This window comes from Marivivens sp. ABH4_498 (assembly GCF_056160585.1).
This window is the reverse complement of sequence record NZ_JBSWXL010000012.1, coordinates 1-10,989: the sequence shown is the minus strand read 5'-3', so window position 1 is coordinate 10,989 and position 10,989 is coordinate 1. Positions and strand designations below refer to the sequence as shown.

7 protein-coding genes and 4 pseudogenes are annotated in these 10,989 nt (G+C 51.0%); 8 read left to right on the top strand and 3 right to left on the bottom strand.

From position 1 onward, the window contains the following. The 4 genes and pseudogenes from ACXAGA_RS16385 to ACXAGA_RS16370 all read left to right on the top strand — a co-directional run. A partial coding sequence (locus ACXAGA_RS16385) for a YbhB/YbcL family Raf kinase inhibitor-like protein (protein WP_475118543.1) occupies nt 1-239 on the top strand: 239 nt, incomplete at its 5' end. A gap of 90 nt (nt 240-329) precedes the next feature. After that, entirely contained in the window at nt 330-4,616 is a 4,287-nt protein-coding gene (locus ACXAGA_RS16380) for an AMP-binding protein (protein ID WP_475118542.1), read from the top strand. A 112-nt stretch (nt 4,617-4,728) separates the two neighbouring features. Continuing rightward, nucleotides 4,729-5,460, top strand: coding sequence for a 4'-phosphopantetheinyl transferase family protein (locus ACXAGA_RS16375; protein ID WP_475118541.1), 732 nt, complete (start codon nt 4,729-4,731; stop codon nt 5,458-5,460). A gap of 30 nt (nt 5,461-5,490) precedes the next feature. Continuing rightward, nucleotides 5,491-5,610 (top strand): annotated as a pseudogene (locus tag ACXAGA_RS16370) (transposase); the annotation flags it as partial. A gap of 111 nt (nt 5,611-5,721) precedes the next feature. Here ACXAGA_RS16370 and ACXAGA_RS16365 read toward each other — a convergent pair. Continuing rightward, nucleotides 5,722-6,078, bottom strand: a pseudogene (locus ACXAGA_RS16365) (transposase); the annotation flags it as partial. A gap of 207 nt (nt 6,079-6,285) precedes the next feature. Then, complete coding sequence (locus ACXAGA_RS16360) at nt 6,286-6,516, bottom strand: hypothetical protein (protein WP_475118540.1); 231 nt, start codon at nt 6,514-6,516, stop codon at nt 6,286-6,288. Nucleotides 6,517-6,734: 218 nt separating this feature from the next. Between ACXAGA_RS16360 and ACXAGA_RS16355 the strand changes: the two are divergent. Further along, nucleotides 6,735-7,667: pseudogene (locus ACXAGA_RS16355) on the top strand (IS3 family transposase); the annotation flags it as partial. 299 nt (nt 7,668-7,966) lie between these two features. Further along, nucleotides 7,967-8,206 (top strand): annotated as a pseudogene (locus ACXAGA_RS16350) (RrF2 family transcriptional regulator); the annotation flags it as partial. Between the two features lie 71 nt (nt 8,207-8,277). Here the strand turns inward: ACXAGA_RS16350 and ACXAGA_RS16345 are convergent. Continuing rightward, nucleotides 8,278-8,718, bottom strand: a complete 441-nt coding sequence (locus tag ACXAGA_RS16345) for an alpha/beta hydrolase (protein WP_475118539.1) — start codon at nt 8,716-8,718, stop codon at nt 8,278-8,280. A gap of 1,023 nt (nt 8,719-9,741) precedes the next feature. Here ACXAGA_RS16345 and ACXAGA_RS16340 point away from each other — a divergent pair. Together ACXAGA_RS16340 and ACXAGA_RS16335 are read left to right on the top strand one after the other, a co-directional pair. Next, on the top strand, nt 9,742-9,942 hold the full coding sequence (locus tag ACXAGA_RS16340; RefSeq protein ID WP_475118538.1) for a hypothetical protein: 201 nt from the start codon (nt 9,742-9,744) through the stop codon (nt 9,940-9,942). Between the two features lie 194 nt (nt 9,943-10,136). After that, a partial coding sequence (locus ACXAGA_RS16335; RefSeq protein ID WP_475118537.1) for an Ig-like domain-containing protein occupies nt 10,137-10,989 on the top strand: 853 nt, incomplete at its 3' end.

The window sequence follows — 10,989 nt, the reverse complement described above, 5'->3', positions numbered from 1 at the left end:
CTGGCGACGCAGACATGGCCGGTGACTATGGCGGCTATGATGGCCCCTGCCCACCTTGGAACGACAGCATCATTCACCACTATCATTTCACAGTCTACGCGCTGGACACGGACTACCTGCCCCTCAGCGGCGCATTCACAGGCCCTGACGCGCTGGCGGCTATCAAACCCCATGTGCTGGACCAGGCGACCCACATGGGCACCTACACGATGAACCGTGACATGATCGCCCAAGCCTAAAACCCTAACCGCCCGCCCTCTGATAAGGGGGCGGGGTTTTCTAATCGGTGTGATGGGAGGCACACTAAATTGTTGCTGAAGGAACTCGTGATGAATAGTTTAAGTTTTCCGCATGTAACCACTGGCGGGAACGACGCCAAAAGGTGCAGAGAAAAAAGATCGCAACCGCGCATTTTGTCTTTGCACGGAAAAGGTGGAAACGAGGCGGTATCATTATTTCAATTCCAAAACCTTGGGCTAGAAAAGGCCGATACCTATCATTTAACCGCCCCCATCCACAGTGATGTGCCAGGTTGTGGTGTGCCCACCGATCTTGGGGCGCCATTCTTTAATTGGTTCTATACAGCGTGGAAAGACGGCTTTGGCCAACAGGGGGCGCTCGACGAACTATGTGCTGCTATTGCGCACGTACTAAAGCACATTGATGCCAACCCGCGCTACGAGACCATTTTTGGCTTCAGTCAGGGCGCTCTGATTGCCCATTTGGTAAATAATCTTCCAAATGACCACGCTTTGATTAAGGCACTTCAAGAACGTGGTGTTCACATTCCGTGGGGCAAGTTTGTTGAAGGATCTGCGTTTGAGCGCGGTGTCTTTACTTGTGCTGCAGGCATTGAAAACTTGGATGAATGGCGTGCCAATTTACAACTTGGTCCTGAACCTGCGTTTCCAACTCATTTTGCCAGCTTTCATATCATCGGCCTGAATGACCACTTTCGTGGGGCCAGCGAAGCTTTCTTGAAAACCATGCAAAATGGCAGAGAAAAGCTCGTGTATGTGCCGTGCGGCCACGAATTTTCCTTTGTCGATTTTGACCCCTCCCCTATTCGTGATGCTATATCCTATTTTCTTTCCCACGAAGACTCTGACAATTTCGCTGAACCAAGCCCAACTCGACGCCTAGAGACGAGCCCAAAATCTAAACGCGTCGTGAACCAAACAGTGCAACGCACCACCGTTTCCCCTGATTTCAGTGCGATGCCTCAAACCATTTTCGAAGCTTTGCTAAGGGCCGAACGCTCCAATCCGTTACTTCGATTGGCAAAGGACGTTGATCCAAACAATACGACTTCTTACGGTCAGCTTCTAGATTTTATGTCCCCTACTGGAGCAGGAGACCTGCGCCGGATCGGTGTCCAAGAAAATGACCGAGTTGGATACGTTCCTCGACCAGGGGGCGGGGCCCAATCCGCAGCGGCTTTTCTTACCTTTGCAGCACAAACATGCGCGGTGCCACTTTCGGCTGGTCTGAGCAAAGCAGATGCGGCCGAAGCGATCAAACAATTCGAATTGTCGCATATCGTATTGTTTGATGATGTGAAGTGTGCGGGCGTTCAGTCAGCATTGGACACCATGCCAACGGTCAAAGTTCACTGGGCAACAATGATTGGCGATCAAAGACCGGGACTATTCACATTCCAACACAGCAACGAAAACTATCAAGATTCGGCTGTATTGCAGCGCTCGCCAAATGATACTGCGCTTTTGCTCCGAACTTCGGGGACGACATCCAAACCCAAAGTTGTTCCTCTTACTCAAAGCTCGCTCATTCTAAACGCTTCACTTCTTTCTGACGGACTTGGGTTAGACCAAAACGACGTGACATACAGCGTCATGCCGCTTGATCATATTGGAGGCATTAGCGCGACGGTTCTTGCTTCGATAGTTGTTGGCGCATCCATTTGCTGCGAAGATCAATTTGTTGCTGAAACAATGGCGCAAAGTCTGTCCAAATCACAGCCCCAGCCGACATGGTATTCTGCGGTTCCTACAATTCACAACGCGCTAATACGACACCTACAGACAAGTAACGATGCTAAACTTGACGCCGATGGCAGGTGGAGCGGACATGGCCTAAGAATGGTTCGATCGGGGGCCGCGGCTTTGAAGGAAAAGGACAAGGTTAATCTTGAACAGGTTTTTGGTTGTCCGATCGTTTCTACATACAGCATGTCGGAACAAATGCCTATTTCGCAGCCAGCACTTTCGGACCAAGGTTGGGCGCAAGTCCCCAACTCTGTCGGTGTACCTGTTTCAGCCTCTCTAACAATTGTCGATCCTGTCACGCTTACGCCTTTGCCTTACGGAAATGTCGGTGAAATTTGCATTGCAGGTTCAACCGTCTTTGACGGCTATCTAGACAACCCAGAAGCGAACAGCGGCTCTCGGTTTTTGTTGAAAAATACAAACCAAGAAGGCTATGCGAACTGGTTTCGAACCGGTGATCTTGGCGAATTAGATGCAGATGGGAATTTGTTTTTGCGCGGGCGGCAAAAAGAGTTGATCAAACGCGGTGGCGAGCAAGTCTCTCCTTTCGAGCTTGAGGCAGTTTTGAATGCTAGCCCATTGGTCGATACGTCGGTGTGCTTCCCCGCTCCTTCTGAAATTTACGGGGAGGAAGTCGCTTGTGCCATCATTCTAAATGATGAGGCAAAGCGTCAGTCAGAAAGTGAAACACTCAAAAAGCTGCGTAGATATCTGAAGGACCAAAAGGTTGCGTCATTCAAAATCCCGACGATTTGGCGGATCGTTGAAAAATCGGACTTACCGCGAACTGCGACTGGAAAATACATGCGCAACAAATGCGCAGCGGCACTACTTTCCCAAGAACAAAACGCAATTGAGACTGTAACGACGCCAGTAAACCAAACGGTCGGTGGCTATGAAAAGACGATTGTCAGCCATTCCAGCCTAGCAGGGTTTCGCTTTTTGCTGGCGTGTTATGTGATGTTCATGCACATCGGATCGAACGATTCATGGCAGGCATTTTCAAACCTACGTCAATTCCCTTGGCATGTGCATACCTTTTTCGCCGTTGCTGGATTTTCTTTGGCCTTGGTAATGCCTCCGCCAATTCACAAAAAAATTGGCTTTATTGCTTCGCGCATTTTGAGTTTTTATCCTCTATATGCCGTGGCAGTTCTATTTGCCCTTATAAACATGTTGGTTGTGTGTTCTCCGGCAAATTTCACGTCGGATTTTAACTGGGTTGGTGGCGAAACATACTCTGGCATGTGCCATGGTACGCCTTGGATACAAGGCTCTTGGTGGCAAAATCTATTGTCCACGGTAACAATTCATTTGGTAGGGCTGCAGGCGTCACCTTTGTGGCAGGCATCATGGTGGGTGGGGTTCTACCTTTGGTTCATCTCGATGTACATTCAGTGCCTAGTCTTGTTTCCATTTGCTTACAACCTACTACACAAACTTCGGGGCGATACCAAAAAACTATTGCTTGCAACGCTCGGCCTACTTTCTCTGAACGCAATGATTTTGATAGGTTTTTGGCAGTTTTTTGCGATTTCAGCTCATGGCTATAATGCTTTCGATATACAATCGGGCATGAGCCAAGATCTTGTCAGTGATCAAGTCGCTTTGGCAGCCAAAGATAACACCACAATACTGAGTTTTTATCTGTTTGCACCGTTCTGGGCCATCTACTTCATTGCAGGTATGGCTGTTGCTTTCATATACGATGCAGTACAACCAGCTCAGTGGCTTAGAAAACACATTTGGGGCACCATCGCGGACAGTATTTCTGTACTGATTATCGCGCTAAGCGTAGCGCAGGTCCTTCAAGGCTACATTCCGGCAACTGCGGACTATGTTTCGACTGAAACCTTTTTTATGCTCCCTGACGTAGCCAATTCTCATGTCGACGTGGCAACGGTTAATCGGATCTGGGATAACATCTATCCGCGTTTATTTGCTCCAATTACCCTACTTTGGATGTTCTGTATTGCGACTGGCCAAGGCGCCACCGCGCGCTTATTCAGCAGCCGGTTGATTGCACAAAACTTGGCGCCCACAGCGCTTGGTTGTTTCTTGTTTCACCAGATGGTGGCCCAGTGGTATTTTGCGATAACCCGAAACGGTGAATGGTGGAATTGGTGGGACGATCAAAAGCTGTTTTATTGGTTTAGTCCCAAACCAGTCGCTGTAGAATGGTATGAGTATTTCTATGTTGTTGCACTAGTTGTACTGTTCACCCGCGCGATCGAGCCGATCGATCCAAAAATTCGGCAACTTGCCTCTAGTCTGATTGCGCATTTCAAAAAAAAGCAAAACGTAGGATCAAAATCGCCTGTATCGTCTCAAGCTTTAGTTCTGACAACGATCGAAAAAATCACTGGCTTGGAACCAGAGCTTGATGACACGCTGGAAGAATGTGGGTTAGCCTCGATTGGTATTGTCCAATTCACTAGTGCTATTGAAAGGCAGCTTCAACAACGAGGTGAATCGATTACATTCCCACTGACCGAAGTGTTGCAGGCTGAAGACCTAAGCAGCGTCGCCATGGTTCTCGACCAATGTCGTGTTGCTTCGACTTCCTCATCGTCAACTATAGTCCCTCCTCACGGACTACCTGCAGAATAATAATACCGCCCAAAGCCAGAAATGGCTTTGGGCATTTTATTTACCCCATTCCTAAATTGAGTAAACTTTCATGCATGGAGTTGACGCGCTTGTTTGTCTCTTCGATGTACCTGTGACTGCCAAACATGATTTGGACCAACTGAACAATTTTTTAAGCGAAGAAGATCAGGAAAAAGCTGCTAGAGTAAAGCATCCGGGCGCTCGCGTAGACTATCTATACAGCCACGCCTTATTGCGTTTGCAACTGCAACAGTTCGTAGGAAGGCCTGCACGAAAAATAGAGTTTTCATACGGTAAATTTGGCAAGCCAATGCTAAGCGCCTTAGAGAATTGCCCCAACATCCATTTCAACATCAGCCACTCGAACGGTTCTATTGCAACGATTTTGTCAAAGCGCAACGATGTAGGGATAGATATAGAGCAGGCCAATTCGGAAATCCCATCTGGGGTTATGGAAAAGGTATTTACGGACAACGAACGACAGCTGGTAGAGAATTTGCCTACAAATAAACGCTCCGCGCTCTTTTGGAAAATTTGGACCCTGAAAGAAGCTTACGTAAAATCTTTAGGCTTGGGACTGAATGTCGATTTAGCCAAAGTACAAGTAGTATCCGGCTGCCACGGAAATCCAACAGTTGCCTTTATGCAAGACGGACACAAGACCTCACTGTTTCATTTCCGCGAAACAGAAAAGAGCGTCTCAGCAGCGGTAAAGACGATTAAAGAGATCACTCCAAGTATTATTGTTAAACGATTGCCACTAAATGATTTCTATCGCTTCACATCGCTCAATGATGACCCGCTTAGATTTTGGACCTGTCGCGGTTTGATGCCGCTCCTTTGATAGCATTTACTGCAACAAAGGAGACTGACTATGGGACTGAAACGGACGGACGAATTCCGCGCTGGTGCGGTGCGTATCGCGCTGACAAGTTGGCTCACGCGCAAGCAGGTGGCTGACGACCTGGGTGTCGGCATGTCGACGCTGAACAAATAGATCGTCGCGTAGTAAGGCATTTGCCATTACGAGCAACTTTCGCATGATGGCAGTCACTGCTACTTTCTTTTGTTTCCCAGCATCGACAAGCTGTCTGTATTTATTGATCATTTCTGGGTTCACACGGCTAGCAACAAGCGCTGGCATGTAGAGTGCTTTGCGCAATTGGGCATGTCCCCCTTGAATGCGTTCTTTGCCCTGCCATGTCCCAGAGCTTTGCGAGATCGGGGCGAGGCCAGCAAGACTGGCGGCCTGTTTGTTATCCATCTTTCCCAATTCGGGCATGTCGATCAAAAGCGTTATCGCGGTAAGCGCTCCAATACCCGGAATGCTCGCGAGTACGGTGACTTTTCGCGCGAAGGCTGGATCCAGATCAGATAGCTCGTGCAGGCCTTCATCAATTTGTTCAATGTCCTTTGCAATCTGTTTAAGTCGGCGTTCTAAGATTGCCTGAACCGAGGTCATAGATGCTGTCCCCAGTCGTGTTCGTGCCGCAGTTTGATCTTTGATGAGGGCGCGCCTTGCCGCGAGTAACTCCCTCATATTATGTAATGTTTGCGACACAGGTGCTTGTGGCGACAAGTCAAGAACAGCCCCCATTTTAGCAAGCATGGCGGCATAGACGCGATCGGTCTTGGCCAGCTTGCCAATTGCTTGAGCGAAGCGCCGCGCTTATTTGGGGTTAACTTTGGCGAATGGAACTGAAGCATTGGCCAAATCCATTTCCAGGTCACGATGATAAGCGCCAGTAGCCTCGAACACGACAAGCTCCACGCTGCCGCCAATCCATTTAAGAAGCGCTCGCCGCCCCCTGTTATCATTTTGGAATTGCGCATGGGCACCGTCGTCCATGCGATATGCATCCAGTGTCGCTTTAGAGATATCTATTCCAATGGCTTTCATCACAGCTCTTTCCCACCTTTTCTTGTCATTCAGGCCCAAAGCCCCAGTATCCGTTCAGGTCAGCAAAAAGAGCGGGGGCGATCCTACTCCTCCACGGTTCTTCAAAACCCAGAGGGAACCGATCCGACCCCCGCTATCCCCCGGCATAAATGCCGTGCCGGGGGATAGCTCTGATGTGACACAGGATATCAAAATTCCTAAGACAAGAGGGAAATTCTAAAAAAGGCCACCCAGTTCTTTGCGGGCCTAAGGCAATGAGATTCAGGTTTGTCGAAGAAAACAGGTCCAGCTTTCCAGTCAATCGGTTGTGTAAGGTTGTTGGCGTCAGTTCGCGTGATCTGCGGGCCTATCGCAGCCGACCTGCCAGCCCAAGACAGCGAAGAGATAGGTGATCTTGGCCAACATCAAGGAACAATCTCGTCTCAGCCAGCCTGGGCAGCTACGGTCGCCCGAGGATGACAAAAGAGCTGAAGGAGTTTGGCCTGAACATCGGCCATCGCCGCGTTGGCCGACTGATGCGCGAGAATGGCATACGCATCGAACGGTCCAAGAAATACAAGGTGACGACCGACAGCAACCACGCCTTTCAACATCGCGCCGAACCATTTGAACCGGGACTTCCATTCGGACCGGCCCGATCAGAAATGGGCAGGCGACATCAGCTATGTGTGGCCCCAAGAGGGATGGCTCTACCTCGCCGTTGTTCTCGATCTGAATTCTCGGCGGGTAATCGGCTGGGCCGTCTCGAACCGGATGAAACGTGATCTGGCGATCCGGGCGTTGAAGATGGCGCTCGTCCATTGTCCTCGGACCAATGGCGGAAATGGCCTCGCCGCTCCGACAACCGCCGAAAGGATGCATTCACCATACGGATCGTGGATCGCATTACTGTGCACACGATTACCAGAAACTACTGCGACAGCACGGCTTCAAGGTATCAAAGAGCGGCAAAGGTAAATGTTACGAAAACGCGGCGGTCGAGACCTTCTTCAAGACCATCAATGCAGAGCTAATCTGGTGCAGGTCGTGGCAGACGCGAAGAGATGCGGAACTAGCAAATTTTCAGTATCAATGGCTTCTACAATCCGCGCCGAAGGCACTCAGCATTAGGTTGGAAAAGCCCGGTCGCGTTCGAAAGAAAGGTAGCTTAAACGAACACTTGGAGCGGCAAGAAAGCGGGGCCACACAATTCAGCCGCCTATCCGCACATTAGTTGGCCAGGTTTTGTCAATTTATGCAGCATCACAGTTTCGCCTTTTGCGCCGTAGGGTGGTTTGTCCCAGATTGCGGTTCATACCATGGCCCGAAGTACGGAAAGAACAGTAACAGGCAGGCGTTTATCTGAGATCTGGAGTCTCCGGCAATCACAAAAATCACGCCACTAACGTAGTTACCTGATAGATGAAACTGCGATTGTTACATGTTTATCGTTTTCGAAACCGAGCGCCCAATGAAGCGGAACAGTCGACTGTCACTCGCCCTCCATACGCTGAGCCATATGGCGAGCGACGCAAACGCGATGCGCACATCGGCTGACATTGCCGACCACGCTGGAACAAACCCCGTAGTCGTGCGCCGCGTTTTGGGCAAACTGCGCGAGGCCGGATTACTGTCCTCAGAAAAAGGGCACGCTGGCGGTTGGCGGCTGGCCAAATCCCGCGCCAGCATCACAACAATTGCGGATGTGCACCAATCCACCTGCGCCTTTTGTCATAACGCAGACGATTAGACGGAATAAGGGGGGCAATGCGCCCCCTCCCACTATGTCGCGTCCGCCAAATATTCTGTCATGATATCAATCAGTTCGGCGTGGATTGCAGCCCTTGGGCGTCCGCCTGCGTCTTGGCAAAGTGGATCAGGGTTGCCTTCGTGCAGCAAAATCTGCGGCTCGCGTTCGGTGCATTCAGCCTGAAAACTGAAATGCGTCGCGTCATCGATATACAGATGCCGTGCCGTCGCGATTTTAGACACAGCATCAGCCGCATAAACGCCCGCGGGAACCCTATCTTCGGCCCCCAGATTGATGATCAGCATTGGGATATCGATTTCGCGCAGGCTGTCATCGTTGATCGTGCTGATGATCTCCGGATCAATGATGATAGCGTTCCCAATACGCGGATCGCGCAACTCTTGCGCCCTTGGAGCCAAATCCATCGCGTTCAGATCGATCCCGAAATCAGCCAGAAATGCGCAATCTGACATTCCATGACCCGTGTCTACGCAAGACCGCTACAACCGATCAAAATCAACGCGTGCACCAGACAATGCCATCGCCGTGTAGTCTCCCGCAGAAAATCCCTACGCGGTAATGTTCGACGCGTCGATATAGGGGTATTTCGCTGGGTCATCTATGATTTCGTCCAAAACGGCGAAAACATCGGCGGGCTGTTCCCAAACGCGAACTGCCGCCTCGGCCAATTTGGACGCGATCTAGCCGAACGGCCCCGCGTTGCCACTTGAACAATGGGAAATAACAACCAAGGGAAATTGCCCTACGCGGTGCGGCGCAGCGCGGCCTGCTTTGGTGCCATGGAAAACATCGTTACCTCCAACGGTAACGGACTTGCCGCCCGGCAATGATGGATACCAAATATGGAAATTCAAATTTCGATCACGAATTGGCGCTTAGGCCGACCCAGAGGCAATGCCCGCCCCACCATCATGCGGTAGCCGCATTAATTCATACCAGCCCAGCCAGCAGCCCCAAGTGCCGCAGCGCAACCTAGATCTTTCATAAACGTAAGTAACCGCGACATTTCATTCTCCTTTCAGCGATGATTGCCAAAGGAATTGCCGCACAAAGGATCGCTAGATCGTCCAATAACGCGATAAACGTCGTCCTGAATCACATTCAGGGATAGCCTGACGGTAATACCCACCTGAATATCACGATGATCTTTGTCCCCCTGCCCCTTATTACCTCGTTTTTCCTTGGTTGCGCGCTGATCTGGGTTATCGCGAACCGAGACATGACTTTACGCCCGCATCCGATTTTTGCAGGGCCGGTGTTGGGTTATTGCGTTCAGTCTGTTCCGCTATCGATGCGTTGGGGCCTTCGGGTCACGTCATTGCAAATACCGATTGCCATGATGGCACCCGTGCTGCCTGCGCTGGCGCGGATGGCCTTTCAGCCTCTTGTCGGACAAATACGCCGCGGTTGGTGGGCCCCTTTGGTCGGGGTTGGGATATGCTGGATCGCTGGCACAGGTTGCGTTCATTCTAATCATGGGGATCGCCGCTACCGTTGGCCGAACCAGCGCCGCAGACATGACAGCAGAACACACCACCGAAACAACGGCCGAAGACACTGAACTCCTATCGCGGATAATGGCGCTGTTTGAAAACCACTTGCACCGCGACGAAGACCTTAGCCTACGCAAGCTCGCCCGCCGCGTTGGAACGCTTGGTTCTAATCGCTCTTTTTAAACAAGTTTCCGAATCCCCATCATTCTTATCTCTCTGGTCTCCGAAACAACTGGCACGACGACCGTTCTAGCCGACTAAATAATTTTGTGACCTTACGGAATTGTCGCAACCAAAATCGTCCAGCCCACGTAACAGTTTCATATGAGCACCACGCAAGACTACTCGTTTTGTGGCGAACCGAAGGAACAGCAAGCATGAACCAGGCCAGCGAAACCCGCATCTCCGATTGGGCAATTAACGGCAATCGCCCAGATGACCTTAAACCAGAAGAAATCCTTCAGGTGCCCAATGCAGATGCCGCACAATACATCGTCGATCGTTCAATTCGACTGGTCGAATTCAATTTTGATGACGACATCGTCGCTGACGGCAAGCGGAGCGGTGATGACCTGATTATCACTCTCGATAATGGCAACACAATCCAACTGATCGACTATTTCCGTTCCGAAGGTGTGCTTGCTCCGCTCGATTTCCTGGACGATGCAGCGATCTGGGCATGGACTGATGGCGCCGGTGGAATGATTGCTGGATTGGGATTGGGCGGGGCTGCGCTTGCGCTTATTGATCGCGGACCCCAAGAGCCAACCGCAAACTTTGGCACGCAAGAAAACCAGGCATTAGCTGTGTCAGGCGAGGCAGAGCCGGGCTCTATCGTAGAAGTCACGTTTCCCGATGGCGAGATCCAACAGGTAGTTGTTGGCGAAAACGGCAGATATTCCTTTGCCTCCGCCCCGTACCAGCCGAATGGTGTCGTTACCGTCGTCGTAAACGGCGAAGTAGCAGCCGAATTTGAGGATGCTTATGTCGATACGACTGTGCCTGACGCGCCGACCATCGTGGCGGGCGACGGCAACACCGATGGCACGCTGACCGTCACCGGCACCGCAGAGCCGTTTGCGACCGTCGACATCACCTTCCCGAGCGGAGAGACCGCGCAGGTCACCGCGGATGCCAATGGCAATTACACCGCCACATCCACAACCGTTCAGCCGGAAGGCAACGCGACGGCAACCCAGACCGACCAGAACGGCAACGGGCCAAGCCTCG

Bases quoted from the DNA above. Each gene is read 5' to 3' on its own strand.
- ACXAGA_RS16345 (WP_475118539.1), bottom strand. From the start codon at position 8,718: ATGTCAGATTGCGCATTTCTGGCTGATTTCGGGATCGATCTGAACGCG.
- ACXAGA_RS16360 (WP_475118540.1), bottom strand. From the start codon at position 6,516: ATGAAAGCCATTGGAATAGATATCTCTAAAGCGACACTGGATGCATAT.
- ACXAGA_RS16340 (WP_475118538.1), top strand. From the start codon at position 9,742: ATGGGGATCGCCGCTACCGTTGGCCGAACCAGCGCCGCAGACATGACA.
- ACXAGA_RS16380 (WP_475118542.1), top strand. From the start codon at position 330: ATGAATAGTTTAAGTTTTCCGCATGTAACCACTGGCGGGAACGACGCC.